Here is an 18676-nt window from a genome sequence, read left to right on the forward strand (position 1 = left end):
AAACCCTAATCGATGCTTACCTTTCGCGGCTAGAACTCGCGTCCACAGCGCTATGGCGTTTCACGAACGGGCGCTATTTCCACTTTTCATTCGCCTCGTTCTAAAAAGCCGACGCTGTCTATTCTATTTAGCGTTGTTCGCCGGTGAGTTCCTTGTCATACTTCCCGCAAGTTTTCGTTGGGAACTACCGTTTTTACAACAATGGATAGGCGGGCCATGACAGTTTTGGTGACGGGCGGCGCAGGGTATATTGGATCGCATGCGGTGCGTAAATTGATTCACAATGACCACCGCGTTGTTGTTGTTGACAATCTTTTCCGCGGTCACCGTGCCGCTGTTCATCCCGACGCATCGTTTGTAGAACTCGATTTGGCGGGAACCGACGAGTTGTCCCGGATCATGCGCGAGAATGAAGTGACAGCCGTCTTGCACTTCGCAGCATTGGCCTATGTCGGCGAATCAGTCACGTCTCCGCTGCAATACTATCGCAACAACACCGCCGGGACGTTGAGTCTGTTAGAGGCCATGCAAGCGGCCGACGTGCACCGCTTGATATTCAGTTCGACCTGCGCGACGTACGGCGTGCCGGAACAGTTACCGCTGAACGAATCGACACGGCAGACCCCCATCAATCCCTACGGTTGGTCAAAACTGTTTGTCGAACAGATTCTCAAAGACAAGGCGGCGGCCGACGCTGAGTTTGCGTGCATCGGGTTACGGTATTTTAATGTCGCCGGTTGCGCCGATGATGGCAGCCTCGGCGAAGACCACACCCCCGAAACACACCTGATGCCGCTCTTGCTACAAACGGCGCTGGGGCAGCGCGAATCGATCACAGTCTTTGGGAACGACTATCCCACGCCGGACGGAACCTGCATTCGCGACTATGTGCATGTGGATGACCTCGCCGACGCGCATCTGCTGGCACTCCAGCACCTGCAACCAGGACGCGCCGATTTTCTCAACGTGGGCATCGGCCGCGGACATTCGGTGCGCGAGACGATTGATGCCGTGATCCGTGTCACTGGACGCGAGGTACCGCTCGAGTACGGTGCCCGTCGTCCGGGAGATCCGCCGGAACTGTGGGCCAATGGTGATCGTATTCGTCAAGAATTCGGCTGGGAACCGAAATTCGCCAATCTGGAGGACAATGTGGCCACAGCGTGGGAATGGTTTCGACGCCACCCGGATGGTTACGGGACAGCGACACCTTGATTCGCCGACCAGCCAGTCTCATCGTCGCCCCTTCGATTAGCGGGAGCGGGCCAAAAGAGTGAACAGATCGTCGTCGTCATCCAGCAGACGGAACTGGCCGAAAACAAAATCGTCTCCCGAACCGGAGTCGATAAAGCTGCTGCCGAACGCAATGATGAAATCATTCCCGGCGAAGGTGTAGATGGTATTGAATCCGCCATCGTCGCGGATATTATCATCCTGCGCACCGCCGAGAATCGTGTCGTTGCCAATGCCGGTGCGAACGACGTTGCTGCCGTCTCCCACCTCGATATAGTTGTGGCCCCCCAGGTCGTTGACTTGATCCTGGCCCGAGCCAGTGATGATCACGTCGTTCCCTTTGCGGACATCAATATCGTTGTCTCCATCGCCGGCATCGATCATGTTGTTGCCGCCGAAGTCAATGATCGTATCATCACCACTACCTGATTTGACGTAATCGTCGCCGATATTGGTTTTGATCACGTTGTTGCCGTCGCCCACCGAGACGTAGTTGTCCCCACCGTAGTCGTAAACGCGGTCCCGGCCGTCCCGACCGAGAATCGTGTCGTTGCCGTAGTAGGTATAGGAAACATTATTGCCGCGACCGCCATCGAAGTAGACATCATAGTTTCCATGATCGCCTCGGAACCAATCGTCGCCTCCCATGCCCATGGCATAGATCGTGCCGGGCACCGTATGCACGCCCAGCGAAATCCGGTTGCGGAAGATTTCCACACGATCGGAACCGGCAAGCGTCACCACGCGAAATTCGTCTCGGGCGTTTGTGCCGGAAACGGCGAAGTCATCCCCTTGCTGTTGCACCGTACCGATACGAATGCGGCGCGAATAGGATGTATTCAAGCCGGTCTCGTTGTTCACCGCCGTGGCACTGATTGTGAAGGTCCCGGGTTTGTTGTAGATCTTGCTGATCGACAATCCAGAGATTCCGGTGACCACCCGCGGCTTGCTGCCATCGCCCCAATCGACTGTATAAGTGTATTGGCCGTCCGTTACGGTTCTGCCGTAGAGTTTGAGCGAAACCACTCGCCGCTGCCCGACAACACCATCGTAATCGCCGCGAATCCGCAGCACAGCAGTATCCTCGCCAAACACGCGGACAACGTTGGATCGGGAGGCGCCTTCATCGTCAACCACCTTCAATCGCACGACGATATTGCTTTTCCCGTTTAAGTCGGCAGCAGTGATGTAGGGGCGAACTCCCACGGCATCGTAGGTGCCGTCGTTGCCGTAATCCCAAAGATAGGTCAGCGTGTTAGCGGGTTGATCCACATCGAAGCTACCGCTGCCATCGAGTTGGATCCGATCACGATTGCCCAACACATACGGCCCTCCGGCATCGGCAACAGGGCGAGTGTTGACGAAGGGGATGACGTTGATCACCAAACTCACGGTGGCATCGGGGGTCGTGCCGACAGTTACATCGTCTACGGTGACCGTCACGCTTAAAACTGGATTCGAGTCGCTATCGAGAACAGCGCCGGCCTTCAGAAATAATTCGGTCCCGAGAATCTCAAACAGATTGGCGTCCGCTCCGGTGAGCGCGAGTTCGTTGTCACCCAACGTATCATCGGTGACCACGATGTCCGCCACTTTGGTGCGGAACGTCGTATCGATTCTCTCCGGTAAACTGTCGACCGTGTTATCTAACGTGACCATCGGTGGATCGTTCACGTCGACGATAAAAATGGAAAGCGGCACACTGTCGTCGGGCGTGCTCCCCACCGACGCGTCATCAACATTGACGACGACGTCTAAAATGGGATTGCTGTCGTAATTTAAGATCGTGCCGGCCTTGAGGAACAGTTCATCACCAATAATCTCGAAGAGATTCGCGTCCGCTCCAGTGAGATAAAGAACATTCACTCCCAGCCCATCGTCGCTCACTGCGATGTCAGCGACTTTGAGGCGGAATGTCGTATCGGTATTTTCCAGGAGACTGGTGATCGCATTGCCTAACCCCACGATCGGCGGGTCGTTGACATCAGCGATTTGAATTGCCAAAGCCGCGCTATCGTCCGGTGTGGTACCGACTGCGTCATCATCGACATCAACAATGACGTCCAAAACGGGATTCGAACCGATATCAAGAACCGTGCCGGCCTTCAGGAATAGCTCATCGCCGACGATCTCAAACAGGCCCGCGTCCGCTCCGGACAGCGAAAGCACGTTCGTGCCCAACGCATCATCGGTGACGACAATATCGGCTACTTTGACGCGCGACGTTGTATCGGTGTCCTCTGGTAGGATCGTGACCGTATTGTCCAATGCGACCATGGGCGGGTCGTTGACATCGTCATTGACGGTGATCATCATCGCCGCACTGTCATCAGGCGTGCTGCCCACCGTACCATCGTCGACATTGACCGTGACGTCCAGAACCGGGTTGGAACTGCTGTCGAGAACCGTGCCAGCCTTCAGGAACAACTCATCACCAATGATCTCGAAGAGATCCGCATCCGCTCCGGTGAGCGTCAACTCGTTCACTCCCTCAGCGTCGTCGGTAATGACGATGTCAGCCACTTTCACGCGGGAGGTGGTATCGGTCCCGTCGAACAAATCGGTGACCCTGTTCTCCAACTCGACCATCGGCGTCGCATTGTAGAACATCGAATAACCGACAATCGGATCACCTGTATCGGACGCCCACTCTCCATTAGGATTCTGCGGCGTCCCGTTGGCCAACTCCCCGCTCGCTTCCAAAGAAAACGAGAGATTAAGAATGCTGTCCGCACTAATTATCGGATTGCCATCTGGATCGACCAAGAAGCCCTTGAGTGGGACCTTCATCTCCAATTCGTGCCCGTCCGGCGAACGCATTTGGGTGATGATGCTTTCATAAACCGGCCCTTTGTCTTGAACGAGTATGATCTGATCTTTGACGCCTCCTCCTTCCAGCGGGACTTCTTGATAAACCCATTGCGTATAATGCTCGTAAACGCCGGGCCGTACATCCACAAATCCAGGCGTATAGGGACCAACGACATCTTCAGGGAGTTCACCAGTGATGTCTTCGATGTCTCCAGTGAATTCACCCGATGTCTGGTCCAGAAACGCCTGATACAGCTCTTCTTCGTCAAGTGCGCCGTGACTCAGATAATGCCCCGTATTGAACTCGCCATCGTAAAATTCAATCTCGGCATTCATGTCGTAGCCGGAGGTTGTGGGATAATACCCACCTTCATGCAACGGATATCCCGTATTTACATCGTTGTCGACATCGATGGTCACGATCACATAGTACCGCCCCGCCCGCTCGCCACCCGAAGAATCCTGTGTCCGACCAATTTCCCCCGCAGCACGAAAATAGAAGTAGAGATTCTCAGCATCATGCGTGACGCGGTATTCCAAAAGGTCGACATCGGGATGATCGACCAGCGCGGGAACATCATTTTCACCAGTGTGGTCCGTGTCATGGGGATCGCCGGCTGGGTCAACACCGCCAGCATAGTCCGCCGTATCCCAATCGTCGAAATTGCCATCAATAATGATCGGTGGTGCCGCGGAAAGAACCAGTCGATCTTCGAGATTTTCGATCACCAGAGTCCGACTGAAGGGATTGCCTCGCCCGCTGGATGAAAGTGCGGACGAACGATTCGTTACAGATAAACGTCGTGCAGCTTTATTGTTGGCCCGTTTGGTCATTTACCAATCCCTCTTGGAGACGCCTTAGCGTGTTGCGGATTCCAGTGCTTAGTTCACGTTTCTCATAGATTTGCGCAAACTGCGCACAACAATCAGCAAATTAAATGACGTGGGAACGATTGCAAATCGCCCACGAAAAGCTAGCGCATCTTACCAATGCTACCGGACCGCTAGGGCCGATTCAATCGTTTTGTGCTCGATTGATGTCTTTTCCGACCGCTTAACGCGCTGCAGACACCTGCTCCAAGACGTCTCAAACAGGCTCGTTCGTCCGCATCGGGGCCGCAAACCAATCTAAAGCGTAGCCAACAGCGCGCAATCACGATTTGGGGAAAATGCGCTGCCGACGCATTGCCGTGTCGCCGATTATTTCTCGGCGAATTCTTCTGCCGGATGAAAAAGTCGGAACGTTTTGTAGCCGCCGCTGACATTCACAACATCATATCCGGCTTGCATAAGCACCCGCGTCGCCAAGTACCCCCGCTGCCCCACTTGGCAATAAGTGGCAATCCGTCGATCGGTTGGCAATTCCTCCAGCCGCGATCGCAATTCATCAATCGGTATATTCACCGCATCCGGGAAATGCCCAGCTGCATACTCCTCCGCTGTGCGGACATCCAACAGCAGCGGACGTTCTGCAGGCGACTGCTCCAGGAGCGTTACAACATCAATCTGGGGATGCTCACCGCGCAACAGTCCCGCAGCCACAAATCCCGCCATATTCACCGGGTCTTTGGCGGAACCGTATTGTGGTGCGTAGGCGAGTTCCACTTCTTCGAGGTCATAAACAGTCATGCCCGCTTGAATCGCGATCGCCAACACGTCGATGCGTTTATCCACACCTGCGCCGCCAATGCCCTGCGCACCCAGAATCCGTCCCGATTCGGGATCGAATAGCAACTTGAGCGTCATCTGTTCGGCGCCGGGATAGTATCCGGCGTGGTTCGCCGGATGAACATAGATCATCCGAAACGCAATCCCGCTTCTTTGCAGCGACTTTTCCGATGCACCGGTCATGGCCGCCGTATGATCGAACAGCCCCAGAATAGCCGTCCCCTGTGTTCCGCGGTAACGCACCTCTCTGCCGAAGACATTGTCAGCGGCTATGCGCCCTTGCCGATTCGCCGGGCCGGCCAGCGGGATTTGTGTTGGTTCGCCGGACATATAATCCTTGACCTCAATCGCGTCACCGACAGCGTAGATATCCGGATCACTGGTTTGCAGGGAATCGTTCACTCGAATTCCACCACGCGGCCCCACCTCCAAACCGGCGTCAACGGCCAGCTTGTTTTCCGGTCGTACCCCAATTCCCAAGGCAACCAGCTGCGCCGGCAATGCGCGGCCGGATTTGGTATGGACGACGACTCCCGTCTCCGTCGTTTCAAAACGGTCGGCCGATTCTCCCAGAAGCAGTTTGACTCCCCGGCGCGTGAGCAGTTCGGCGAGCGGCGTCGACATCTCCTTGTCAAACGGCGGCAACACCTGATCCTGCAATTCGACAATTGTGGTGTCGATGCCAAGTTGCAATAGATTCTCGACCAATTCCAGTCCAATAAACCCCGCTCCCACCACGACCGCCTGCTGGACGTTGTTATCAAGCATGGCTTTGATGCGGTCGGTGTCCTGGAGATTGCGCAGCGTGAATACACCGGGCGAGTCGATCCCCGGAATCGGTGGCCGCAACGGCGCAGCTCCCGGCGCCAGGATCAATTTGTCATAGGCTTCGTCGTAAATTCGACCTGATTCCAGATCATGAATACTTACGGTCTTGGCTTGGCGGTCAATCGATTCGACAGAGGAACGGACCCGCACATCCAACCGCATGCGGGCCTCCAAGCGCTCTGGCGTCACGACCAACAGTTTCTGCCGATCAGTAATGGTCCCGCCCAGGTAATAGGGCAGACCGCAGTTGGCAAAGGAGACATCCGGGCCTCGTTCCACAAGCACGATCTCGGAATCCTCCGAAAGCCGTCGAGCACGTGCAGCCGCTGAAGCCCCTCCAGCCACGCCTCCTACGATAACAATCTTCATTGGGATAGGTCCTCAGTCTCAATTATCTCATTCCGTGAAACTTGGGCGCACGCTATTCGTGCTCCGATCAATTCGTGTCGCGGTATTCTTGCTGCCAACACACTCCCGCTGCAATAGTCCGGAAACGCCACATCGTAAAACATTTACTGGTTTAGGTGACTCAAGCATTTGTCTACCTGCAAAGTAATGGGTGAATTCGTTGGGTCGCTGTCGAACCTTGTCTCGTCAGCGTGATTCAGCTAACGTCCGGAGACCATTTCAGCTCAAGGAGTCCTCCGGCTGGCGAGTTATCGCTTTTCAGTCTATTTCCGATCTAGGAAACCAACGACGAATTGCCACAACCATGGATGTTGTACTCCGCCTCTTTCAAAGCACGCTCATAGTCGGCGCGCTTTGGGCATTGCCAGGTTCTGTGACTGCCGCTGATCCGATCACAGAACATTTCCCCGAAGCGGTAAATTCCGGCTGTATGAAATGCCACGCGGGCATTGAGTTGATCCGAGAACCCGACTCGGAAATGATGCAGCAGATTATGCAGCGCGGCACCGAGCAAGGGGACCCCGCCGGCTGTATTATTTGCCACGGCGGCGACCCGACGGAGACAACCGATAAAATCAAAGCGCACGGCGGCGAACAGCCGCAGACATTCTACCCCGCACCCGCAAGCTCTTGGGTCAATCAGAAAACGTGTGGACAATGCCATCCGGATCAGGTCAAGACTCAGTGGACCAGCCTGATGATGACCGAAGCGGGGAAAATCCAAGGCGTCTGTTGGGCGTTCGGTTCCATGACCGGCTACAATCACCTTTGGGCTAATTATGCCGTGAAAAACCCAGCAGATCCCGGCGATCGCCTGGGTACGATAACGTACCGTCAATACATGGAGAGGCTCAAACGTATTGAACCGAACGTCTTCGTCGACGCTCATGAACCGTTGCCTGAAGCTCTGAAAGTCGACGAATTGTATCGTTTGCGAACAGAGCCGACACAAGCAGCGTTCACCTACATTCGTGAGGAATGTCAACGCTGCCACCATGCGGTCAAAGGCAGGCAAACACGGGGGGATTTTCGCGGCATTGGCTGTGCTTCGTGTCACACCCCCTACAGCAACGATGGACACTATGAAGGGGGTGACCCGTCAATCGACAAACAAGCAACCGGACACATGCTCGTACATTCCATTCAAGGCACGCGCGATGCGAAGGTCACCGTGCATGAGAAAACTTATAGCGGCATCCCCGTCGAAACCTGCACCACCTGTCACGCCCGGGGGAAACGGATCGGCGTATCGTTTCAAGGGCTAATGGAGACCCCCTACCATTCTCCATTTGCCAAAGATGGTGGACCGCAGCCTGCGCTGCATACGAAGCACTATATCGCGATGGAGCAAGACGTTCATTACCTAAAAGGTATGACCTGCCAGGATTGCCACACGACGACGGACGTCCATAGCGACGGTTTTTTGGCTGCTGCCAATCTGGCATCGGTGCAAATTGAATGCGCCGATTGCCACGGCACGCCCGACAGATACCCTTGGGATTTACCTCTCGGATTCATGGACGAATTTGCCATGACACCCGCGACCGGAAAACCCCGTGGCGTGACCACTGAACCATTAGAACAGACACGACAGGGAACTGTGCACGAGCCGCTCGACGGGTATTTGATCACCGCACGAGGCAACCCGTATGAAAACGTAGTCCGCGACGGGAACGAAATCATCGTCCACACCGCAGCCGGCAAAGACATACGCATGCAACCACTCAAGAAATTATTTGCGGAAAAGAAGGTCAGCCAGAAGGGTGTTGTGGCCATGCAAGGTGTTGCGGGACACCTAGAACGCATGGAATGCTACACCTGCCATAGCAGTTGGACGCCCCAATGCTATGGCTGCCACATCAAGATCGACTATTCGCAAAAAGACAAATGCCCGGAATGCAAAGACTCGAAGCAAGGATTTGACTGGGTGGCGGCCGGCCGTAAGCACCAAGATGACCCAGCCCACCGGACAGATCGCGGTGAAACGGATTTCGACACGATGATTCCTGGAGAAGTCTCGGAACAACGCTCCTATTTGCGATGGGAGGAACCCATGCTCGGGATAAACGGCGAGGGACGCGTGACACCACTTGCGCCAGGTTGTCAGCCCTCGGTGACGCTCATCGGCGAGGACGGCAAGCCGATTTTGTTAAATCATATTTTCAAGACCGATCCAGGCTTGGAACAAGGAGGCGAAGAAGGACAACTGGCCATCGACATGAGTCCCACTCAGCCGCATACGACGACCAAAGACGTACGGAGTTGCGAATCGTGCCATGCCTCCCGCAAGGCGCTCGGTTTAGGAATCGACTCGGTCCGTGCCTGGGACAAAGAGCATGTTGTCGATCTAGAAACCGTAGACGGGGAAATCCTGCCCAATCAGTTTAAAGTACAGATGGAGCCGATCAAAAACTTAGATCACGATTGGTCAACAATCGTCGATGAAGCAGGCAAGCAAGTCGCCACGGTTGGGCATCATTTCCAGCTCTCGCGGGCATTCAATAAAGAAGAGCAACTGCACATCAGCCGTGAAGGGACCTGCGTCGCCTGCCATAAGGAAATCCCCGAGGAATCCTTGGCAGTTAGCTTCCTGCACCACGTTGCGAAATATTCGGGCCAATTGCCAAAAGAGAATCAGGAACATGGGGTGCTCGTCAACAAGATCGTGCTGATGAGCGCTTGGCTGCAATTCACACTTGCGCTAGGACTGCCGATCGGAATCGGGTTCGTCGCATGGCGTTGGCGTCGGCGAAACAAACTGGCATAATGGTCAATACGTCGTTGTCAGTGGGATTGGACAGATTCTCAGTACATCCAAATGATGGAGCGTATAGAGACATTGAGAATCCAGACCGATATTGCATGCAATCGTTGCACACAGTTACTCCCAGAAATGCAAAAAATGCTCCAAGTGCCCAGCGTGAATAACATATCGCTGCGACTGATATTGGCGAGTCTGTTCGCCTTGGTTGGACAGATTCTGTTCGTCACAATTGAGGCCCATGCGGCGGAGAATCCGCCGTCCGGTTTCCAAGTCCCGGTCGGCCAGCGACAGTTGTTCCTCGACGATCACGGGATCGCTCAGCAAAACAATCTGCGTCGCCAGATGCATCAGCCAGAAAAACGGGGGACGGTAATCCGTAGTCCGCAGCCGACGAAATCCATTCAAACACGCACAGCGCCGGTCTGGGACGAGAAGGCGGGGCTTTACAAGACGTGGGTCATCACCGTCGACGACAATCTGTGGCAAAGCCAGGATGGTCTGAACTGGACGCCCGGCCCCAAGACCAACATGCCGATCATGCTAGCGGTTTACGATCCGCTTGATCCCGATCCCGCGCGGCGTTTCAAAGCGCCGCTATTAAACCGCGGCTTCGCCGTCTCGCCCGACGGAATTACCTGGAAGCAACTTGATCTCAAGGCGATCCCCAGTTCTGACGAAGGGAATTTCAGCTTTGATGCCGAAAACGGCCTGTTCATACATACCGTCAAACGGGGCGGTCAACTCGGCCGTGCGGTGGCTCTGGCCACTAGCAAGGATTTCAAGACTTGGGACGATCACGGTATCGTGTTCCAGACCGATGAACTGGACCAAGAACGCGGCAAGCAACACATCGCGAATCGTTTGGCCGATGCCACTTTGCAGCAACCGCGATACAACGACCCCAGTGTCTATAATGTCGATGTCTACAACATGGGGGTGTTTCGCTACGAGGGTTTGTATATCGGCCTGCCGGCCCTGTATCACGCGGTCGGGTCCGTTCCGAACTATCCAAACACCGACGGATTTCAGTTGATTCAACTCGCTTGCAGCCGCGACCTGAAAAACTGGCAACGGCTGGGAGAGCGGGAAACGTTCATCGGCCCGTCACACATCGACTCCGGTGCTTATGACCTCACACAACTGCTGCCCCCCTCCGCTCCGATTGTTCACGACGATGAATTGTGGTTCTACTACACCGGCCTGAAGTGGCGCAGCACTTTCAATTACATCGGAACCTACCCCAACGGTCGGACTGAACTGATTCCCGGACGCGATCGCGATGGTGGCGGAATCTGTTTGGCTGTACTCCGGCGTGACGGCTTTATCTCGCTCGATGCGGGGGACGCGGAAGGCCAAATCGTGACCCCACCGTTTAAATTGTCCGGCCAAAACCTGATGATCAACGCCGACGCTCGCAATGGTCAAGTGCGAGTTGAAGTCTTGAACCCGCAAGGCGAAATCGTTGCTGCCGCGAAAACCGTCGCCGAGGACTCCCCCCGTAAACAATTGCAATGGAAACAGGGTGACCTGAGTGCACTGAAGGACCAGACCGTGTCGCTCCGCTTCACACTCCGCAATGCCAGCCTTTTCTCCTACTGGCTGACGGATTAGCATCTGGGGCATCCGACAAGCGCAGTCTCAAGCAACGGTTGACGGCAGCTCAGCATAGGATTGCTGATTCATCCTATCCCCCCCCTCCGTATCATACTGTACATTGAGAATCGAAGATTGAATCATCAGCCGTTCATTGCTCGCCTAAACGGTAACGACCTAAGCAAAAAGAGGACACCATGAGAAATATGCTTTCACGCAGTGCTGTCGCTATCGCCTTCGTATGTATATCCATCCTCCCCGCCGCCGCAGCCGAATATTCACCGGTGACCGTTTTTCAAAATGGCCAGGATGGCTACAAGATATTTCGTATCCCGGCCATCATCCAAGCAGCCAACGGCGATCTCTTGGCGTTTTGCGAGGCCCGGGAAGGGGGAGACGCGAGTCGGATTGATTTAGTGTCGAAACGCTCCAACGACGGCGGGGCGACATGGCAAAAACTTCAAGTTGTGCAAAACAACAAAGATTTTCGCGATTTGTACAAGGACGATCCTCGGCCAATCACCGTCGGCAATCCTGCACCGGTTGTCGATTTGCTGGACGAAAAACACCCCGGCCGGATCTGGTTGCCGTTTAACGTCGAAAACGACCTCGTGTTTGTGACCTACAGCGACGATCACGGCCGGAATTGGGCGCCGCGCCACAACATCACCGCGGATGTGAAACCAAAGGAGTGGGGCTGGTATGCGACCGGTCCGGTCCATTCAATCCAACTGCAACATGGCAAACATCGCGGCCGGTTAGTCATCCCTGCGGATCACCGCCTCGGCGACGACGGCGCGGACCGCGGTAGCAATGGCGCGCAGGCCATTCTCAGCGACGATCATGGAAAAACGTGGCGACTGGGGGCGGTCGACACTACCTACGAGGATGGATTGAATTCCAATGAAACCACCGTTGTGGAACTGAACGATGGACGGTTGTATTTCAATACCCGTGATCAAAACGGCAAAGCTCAGGGGACGCGCGGCGGCGCTTATAGCAGCGACGGCGGCGAAACGTTTGATCCTTCAAATGAGACTGCCTACAAATGGTTCGCACCGGAAGTCGCTGTCCTTGATCCTTCTGTCGTTCAATGTGCCTTACTCCGCGGACTTTCGACGAAACTCGGCGACAGCTCGGATTTGATTCTCTTCTCCGGCCCCGATGAAAATGGTCCTTCGGGGAAAGGACGCAGCGATCTACGGATTCGCTATTCGACCGACGAAACCGCCACGTGGCACGATGGGCCGTTGATTCACACCGGCCCAGCTGCCTACAGCGACATGGTGCGGCTGCAGCCGGGTGAATTCGGTGTGCTGTTCGAAGCGGGCGATGCGGGGCAAAAGCGTTATGACCGGATCGTTTTCGTGCGGTTTAATGCCCTTCCATTTTCGCAGGAATAGTTACTGTCCCACATGCAAATCACACTTTGATAACCTCGCATCAACGGTAGCAGCATAAAGGCTTGGGATACCACGCCCGCTCATTCACAGAGCGCTCTAAGTCAGGCCGGATCCCCTTTGATAGCAAGCGTTAACCTCGCCCCCATTGGACTTCCTCGCCGTATGTTGTCAGAACGAGGTATCCAAAGGTTGAGAGGCATGTTACTCTCATTAGCTAGCTAACGAACCAAAGCTCAAATCCACAGCGGGCATCAAGCGAATGGAGTTGAGTGTTTGGGCGGGAGATTGCCCGCAATCACCGCGAAACGAAACGTCCTAAGAGATTGTTTCGCATCACGAAAACAAAAGCGTCGATCTGGTCGGGCGGAGAGTATCGTCGATCAGAGTGTTCTGGGAGTACATAATGAGCTCGTCACATGTGATAAAACTTGCTTTAACCGCCTTGTTGCTTTTGGCCGGTGATCGCATGGCACATGCCCAAAAGCGGCCCCCCGCGCGTGTTGTTGTCCAAAAAGTTGTTGCCAAAGAGATGGCGGCTGGTCAATCCTTTGTCGCCACGGTCCTACCAATCAAACGCGCCATCGTCGGCAGCGCCGTTGATGGACGAGTCGTCAAGATTTTGGCCCGTGACGGCCAACGCGTCACAAAGATGCAACCGCTGGTCCAACTTCTCACCGAAACGATCGAACTGAAATTGGTGGCCGCCGAAGCCGAGTTGGAATTGCGACGACAGGAGCTCTTGGAGTTGGAAAACGGGACGCGGAAACAAGACATCGCGCAGGCGCAAGCCAAAATGCTGGGGGCCAAGGCCAACATGGCCTATACCACCACGCGCCGCAACCGACTGCAAAACCTGCGCGATGCGCGGGCGGCGACACAGGAGTTGATTGAAGAGGCCGAAGCAGCGGCAACGCATGCTGAGCAGGATTATTATGAGTTCAAGTCCGCCTATGAGTTGGCCGTTGAAGGTCCGCGGCCGGAAAAAATTGCGCAAGCCCGCGCCAAAGCCGCCATCCAACAAGCGTCTGTCGACGAGCTCAAATTACGCATCAAAAAGCATACGATGATTTCACGATTTGATGGTTACGTCATCGGTAAAAAAACAGAAGAGGGAGCCTGGGTCTCGTCGGGCGATCCCGTGATGGAATTGGTCGCACTGGATTATGTCGAAGTACAAGCATTTGTGACTGAAAATCACGCCGCATTTGTGAAACCCGACATGACAGTCCGCGTGGAAATCCCTGCATTACCCGACCGACTTTTTACCGGATTTGTCAGTGCCATTATTCCGCAGGCCGATGCGCGGGCCAGAACCGTTCCGATTCGCGTCCGGGTGAAGAACGAAATTAGCGAAGCGGGTCCGCTGTTGAAATGGGGCATGTATGCACGGGTCGAATTGCCAACCGGCCCATTGCAAAAAGCCGTCATGGTCCCCAAAGACGCGTTGGTCCTCGGTGGTCCCAAACCGTTGGTCTATATTGTCGCAGTGGGAAAGGATCAATCCGGCACGGTCAAGGCAGTCCCGGTGGAACTGGGGGTCGCCACACCCAATTTGATTCAAGTCAAAGGACCGATTCAGGTGGGGGAATCAGTTGTAGTCGAAGGGAACGAGCGTCTGCGGCCCGGTCAAAACGTTGTGATTGTCAACAACATCCCGCCAACGGCCGCGGCAAAGAACTAGCCGAGAAGCATTACTGTGCAGTTTCACTTTCTCCGAGAACGGAAAAGTGAAATACAAAACACCCCACCCCGAATGTGCATGAGAATGACCCCACAACGCGAGAATCGGTCACGATCCATCCGCGGGGATGAAATCCAGTCGCACGCTAAACCGCAGCTTTGATGGTACCCAGTCATGCAGCTCATAGAATCGTTCGTTCGCAATCCCGTCAAAGTCAGCGTCGGCGCACTCTTGGTCGCCCTCTTTGGACTGGTTGCCTTAACGCGAATGCCGATGCAACTCACACCGGAAGTGCAGACTCCCACGATCACCATCGAAACGCTCTGGCCGGGAGCCAGTCCGCAAGAAGTCGAACAGGAAATCGTGTTGGAGCAAGAGGAGCAGCTCAAAAGCGTCGAAGGGATCACCAAGATGACCTCCGAAAGCGCGGACTCCAAGGGAACCATCACGCTGGAATTCCAAGTCGGCATCGATATGGGGGAATCGCTGCTCAAGGTCAATAGCCGCTTGCAACAGGTCCGCGAATACCCCGAAGATGCGGACGAACCGGTCATCTCGACTGCGAACTCTTCCGACCGGCCGATTGCCTGGTTTATTCTCAGTTCGCGCGCTCCGTCTATTGAGCAATACGACGCATTCGAGGCCAAGTATCCCCAATTGGTCGAATTGATCGCTCCAGCGCGGCGGGCCAATAATGTCGGTTTGGGAATGCTGCGACTCCGCTTGCTGTCCAAAGACCATCCAGAGCTCAAGGAGTTGTTACCTCCGGAGGATCTAGATGTGACCAAGATGCGGCGTTTTGCTGAGGATGAAATCGAGGCTCGCTTTGAACGCGTCTCAGGTGTATCGCAATCGAATGTGCTTGGCGGACTCGAAGACGAACTGCAGGTCGTCGTCGATCCGGAAAGACTCGCCGCACGGCAATTGACTCTCACCGACGTTCGTAACGTCCTTCAGGCCCAAAACTCCGACACGTCAGCCGGAGACTTCTGGGAAGGCAAACGGCGCTGGGTCGTCCGTGCTCTGGGACAGTTTCGTGATCCAAAGCAAGTCGAAGATCAACCGTTGGCCGTTGTGGACGGCGCGCCGGTTTTTGTACGAGACGTGGCAGAGGTCCGGTTGGGATACAAAAAGCCAGACGGCTTAGTGCGGCGGTTCGGCGAATCTAGCATCGCCATCAACTGCCTGCGTGAAACCGGAGCCAATGTGTTGGATGTGATGGATGGTCTGCGCGCCGCAGTGGCCGAGGTGGATGAGGATATTCTCAAGCCCCGTGGTCTGCAATTGGTGCAAGTCTACGACGAAACGGACTATATCAATTCTTCCATCAATCTCGTGCAACAAAACATCTTCATCGGTGGTGCGCTGACCATGATCGTGTTGATGTTGTTCTTGCATCTGGGGGTCCGCACTTTGTTGGCTGTACCGTTGATTGTGGCCAGCGCCTGGGCAGCCGCCTACATCTCCCCGATTTATTTTGTCGTCTGTGTCGCAGTCATCGTCGCTTCGGGATTTTGGTTTGCCCGTGGTGCATTGGTCGTCGCGTTGGCGATTCCCACGAGTCTGATCGCTTCGTTCCTCGTCATGGGGATCCTCGGACGATCATTAAATGTCATTAGCTTAGCCGGATTGGCATTCGCCGTGGGGATGCTGGTCGATAACGCCGTCGTTGTTTTGGAAAATATCTATCGCCGTCACGATCTGGGCGAAGGTCCGTTTGAGGCCGCCGTCCGTGGGACACAGGAAGTTTTAGGAGCCGTCGCTGCTTCGACCATAACGACAGTCGCCGTGTTCCTCCCGGTGGTCTTTGTTCAAGAAGAAGCAGGCCAGTTATTCCGTGATATCGCACTGGCGATTAGCGCTGCTGTTGCATTGTCGCTGGTCGTCTCGATGACCGTGATCCCCACCGCCGCATCCCGATTGTTTCACTCCGACGAAGAAGACGCGACTCCCCGGAAGCCATCAGTCTTGCACCGCTTGTTCCACCGTTCCGGTGGAAGGAATGGTGCGCAACAAAATCAATCCGCACCGCAACCGACGCCGGCCCCAAGTTCACGTTTGGGGAAATTCGCACAAATCATCGTCGCACCATTGACCATATTGGGCAACTTATTTGTCTCGGCGATCGTCGGGTTCAACCGTTGGATTCAACGCGGACTGTTGCGTCGTCTCGCCGTCGTCATAGCTCTGTTCGGCATGGCGGTCGGAGTCAGTTGGGCACTCTGGCCCAAAATTGAATACCTGCCAACCGGAAACCGCAACTTGGTCTTCGGAATTGTGCTACCGCCGCCGGGCTATAATCTTGACCAGATGACGAAATTGGGACAAATCGTTGAAACGGAACTGCGTCCCTATTGGGACGTCGATATCGACAGCCCCGAGGCCCGAGCGCTGGACTACCCGGTGATTAACGACTTCTTCTTCGTGGCCCGCGGCCGGCAAGTCTTTATGGGTATTCGCGCGTATGACGGGCAACGTGTGGGAGAACTCGTGCCATTGGTGCAACAGGTCGGTTCCCAAATCCCCGGCGCATTCGCCATCGCAAAACAATCGAGTCTGTTCGAACAAGGCTTATCAGCGGGCCGGACGATTGAGATTGAAATCACCGGTCCGGACTTGAAGAAACTCGTGGCATTGGGCGGACAGATTTTGGGGCAAGTCACACAGATCATGCCCGAAGCCCAAGCACGTCCCGTTCCCAGTCTCGACTTGTCTACCCCTGAATTACACATCGACCCCAAACTCGTCCAAGCAGCCGAGATGGAAGTCAGCAGCCGCGACTTAGGATTTGCAGCGAACTCCTTAATCGACGGTGCTTACGCCGGCGACTATTACTTGGATGGGAAGAAAATCGACTTGTCGATCGTCGGCCAAGAAAACTACGCCGACACGACGCATGAAATCGAGGCGTTGCCCGTGGCGACCCCCAGTGGACAGCTTGTCCCGCTGTCGTCGTTGGCTCATGTGACCATGTCCAGCGGGCCGGAACAAGTCAATCACCGCGAACGGGTCCGGGCCATCACCATCGAAGTTTCGCCCCCGCAGGGGACCGCCTTAGAAGATGCGATGATTCAAATCAAAGAGAGTATCGTCGGACCGATCATGCAAAGCGGGCAATTGGATGGAGGCTATCAAATCAACCTTGCAGGGACTGCCGATAAACTCAGCAAAATGCAAGACACCTTTTTCGGCCGGTGGACTGGTTGGAACGTGGACAGTCTCACCAGCGTTTTCACCAGCCAATTTGTACTCGTCGTGCTGATCACGTATCTCCTGATGGCGGCATTGTTCGAATCGTGGTTGTATCCCCTGGTGATTATTCTCACCGTGCCGTTGGGTGCCGTGGGAGGCATCTTGGGGCTCAATTTGCTCAACGTCTATCTGGTTGCCACCGGTCAAATTACGCAACAGTTGGACGTACTGACGATGCTCGGCTTCGTAATTTTGATCGGTACAGTCGTGAATAATCCGATTCTGATCGTGCACCAATCGTTGAATCATATGCGCGAAGATGGCATGCTGCCCCGCGATGCTATTTTAGAGAGCATTCGCACGCGGATCCGGCCGATCTTTATGACGACGCTCACCACCGTGTTGGGCTTGCTGCCGTTGGTGCTGTTTCCCGGAGCGGGAAGCGAACTCTATCGCGGATTGGGAAGCGTGGTATTGGGCGGCTTGATGGTGTCGACCGTCTTTACGTTGGTACTGGTCCCCACGCTGTTCAGTCTCATGCTCGATGCCAGAACACGGTTCGTGCGGTTGTTTGTCGGGGAACGGATTCCAGAGACAATGCCACCGCCCGAACCTCCACAAACACCCGCCCCGCAACGGGAGCTGGTGCACCCAGGCTAAACAGCGGCGTTGGGCGACGTTAATTGCGAAGAATTTCGCTGGCGGACTTGCCAATTCCCGCTGCTACCAAAATCCAACCGCCGATGAGTGTGCCGGCCACCGGCCAAGGTGCGCCCACCACAACGCCAATTATCAATGCCTTTAAGACAGCCTTCCAGAGGGGGTCTTTCGCAAATTGTTTTTGAAAGAACAACGTACCCGCGCCACCCAGCAGGAATCCCAGGACGACGATGATGGGTGTCGCCAATCCACCCGTCAAAGTGTTTGACCCAAACAGCAGCCAGTCCAAGCCGAGGACCCACAGACCGGTCAGCGGCAACAGCAGCCGCCGCGGCTCGTTATCGATTAACCAGCGAAACTGACCACCTGGACGCGATGGCTTCGCTGGTTGTAATTTATCGGCATTTGACTCAGACACGGAGGCAATCCTTCCAG

The 18676-nt window shown here is 55.1% G+C and carries 9 protein-coding genes; 6 read left to right on the forward strand and 3 right to left on the reverse strand.

Going from position 1 to position 18676, the window contains the following annotated elements:
• The first annotated feature begins 216 nt into the window (after positions 1–216).
• Positions 217–1215: a UDP-glucose 4-epimerase GalE gene (gene galE / locus CA54_RS28220; RefSeq protein ID WP_146374366.1), complete on the forward strand. Its 999-nt coding sequence runs from the start codon at positions 217–219 to the stop codon at positions 1213–1215.
• 36 nt (positions 1216–1251) lie between these two features.
• On the opposite strand, the gene CA54_RS28225 is transcribed toward galE, so the two are convergent.
• Both CA54_RS28225 and CA54_RS28230 read right to left on the reverse strand, forming a co-directional pair.
• On the reverse strand, positions 1252–4878 hold the full coding sequence (locus tag CA54_RS28225) for a calcium-binding protein (RefSeq protein ID WP_146374367.1): 3627 nt from the start codon (positions 4876–4878) through the stop codon (positions 1252–1254).
• 366 nt (positions 4879–5244) lie between these two features.
• Positions 5245–6909 carry an FAD-dependent oxidoreductase gene (locus CA54_RS28230; protein ID WP_146374368.1) on the reverse strand — a complete coding sequence of 555 codons (1665 nt, stop codon included), beginning with the start codon at positions 6907–6909 and terminating at the stop codon, positions 5245–5247.
• Positions 6910–7252: 343 nt separating this feature from the next.
• Between CA54_RS28230 and CA54_RS28235 the strand changes: the two genes are divergently transcribed.
• The 5 genes from CA54_RS28235 (at position 7253) to CA54_RS28255 (ending at position 18241) form a co-directional block, all read left to right on the forward strand.
• On the forward strand, positions 7253–9715 hold the full coding sequence (locus tag CA54_RS28235; RefSeq protein WP_146374369.1) for a multiheme c-type cytochrome: 2463 nt from the start codon (positions 7253–7255) through the stop codon (positions 9713–9715).
• Between the two features lie 135 nt (positions 9716–9850).
• Positions 9851–11323, forward strand: a complete 1473-nt coding sequence (locus tag CA54_RS28240) for a hypothetical protein (protein ID WP_146374370.1) — start codon at positions 9851–9853, stop codon at positions 11321–11323.
• A 179-nt stretch (positions 11324–11502) separates the two neighbouring features.
• The gene (locus CA54_RS28245) at positions 11503–12708 is read left to right on the forward strand and encodes a sialidase family protein (RefSeq protein ID WP_146374371.1); all 1206 of its coding nucleotides are present in this window, start codon (positions 11503–11505) and stop codon (positions 12706–12708) included.
• 403 nt (positions 12709–13111) lie between these two features.
• The gene (locus CA54_RS28250) at positions 13112–14389 is read left to right on the forward strand and encodes an efflux RND transporter periplasmic adaptor subunit (protein ID WP_231963232.1); all 1278 of its coding nucleotides are present in this window, start codon (positions 13112–13114) and stop codon (positions 14387–14389) included.
• Between the two features lie 174 nt (positions 14390–14563).
• Positions 14564–18241 (forward strand): efflux RND transporter permease subunit, encoded by a 3678-nt coding sequence (locus CA54_RS28255; protein ID WP_146374372.1) that lies wholly within the window; start codon positions 14564–14566, stop codon positions 18239–18241.
• Positions 18242–18260: 19 nt separating this feature from the next.
• On the opposite strand, the gene CA54_RS28260 is transcribed toward CA54_RS28255, so the two are convergent.
• Entirely contained in the window at positions 18261–18659 is a 399-nt protein-coding gene (locus CA54_RS28260) for a hypothetical protein (protein ID WP_146374373.1), read from the reverse strand.
• Positions 18660–18676 lie beyond the last annotated feature (17 nt).

The sequence above is a fragment of the Symmachiella macrocystis genome (assembly GCF_007860075.1).
Lineage (GTDB): Bacteria > Planctomycetota > Planctomycetia > Planctomycetales > Planctomycetaceae > Symmachiella > Symmachiella macrocystis.

Coding starts and splice junctions, on each gene's coding strand:
- galE (WP_146374366.1), top strand. CDS start 217: ATGACAGTTTTGGTGACGGGCGGCGCAGGGTATATTGGATCGCATGCG.
- CA54_RS28225 (WP_146374367.1), bottom strand. CDS start 4,878: ATGACCAAACGGGCCAACAATAAAGCTGCACGACGTTTATCTGTAACG.
- CA54_RS28230 (WP_146374368.1), bottom strand. CDS start 6,909: ATGAAGATTGTTATCGTAGGAGGCGTGGCTGGAGGGGCTTCAGCGGCT.
- CA54_RS28235 (WP_146374369.1), top strand. CDS start 7,253: ATGGATGTTGTACTCCGCCTCTTTCAAAGCACGCTCATAGTCGGCGCG.
- CA54_RS28240 (WP_146374370.1), top strand. CDS start 9,851: ATGCTCCAAGTGCCCAGCGTGAATAACATATCGCTGCGACTGATATTG.
- CA54_RS28245 (WP_146374371.1), top strand. CDS start 11,503: ATGAGAAATATGCTTTCACGCAGTGCTGTCGCTATCGCCTTCGTATGT.
- CA54_RS28250 (WP_231963232.1), top strand. CDS start 13,112: ATGAGCTCGTCACATGTGATAAAACTTGCTTTAACCGCCTTGTTGCTT.
- CA54_RS28255 (WP_146374372.1), top strand. CDS start 14,564: ATGCAGCTCATAGAATCGTTCGTTCGCAATCCCGTCAAAGTCAGCGTC.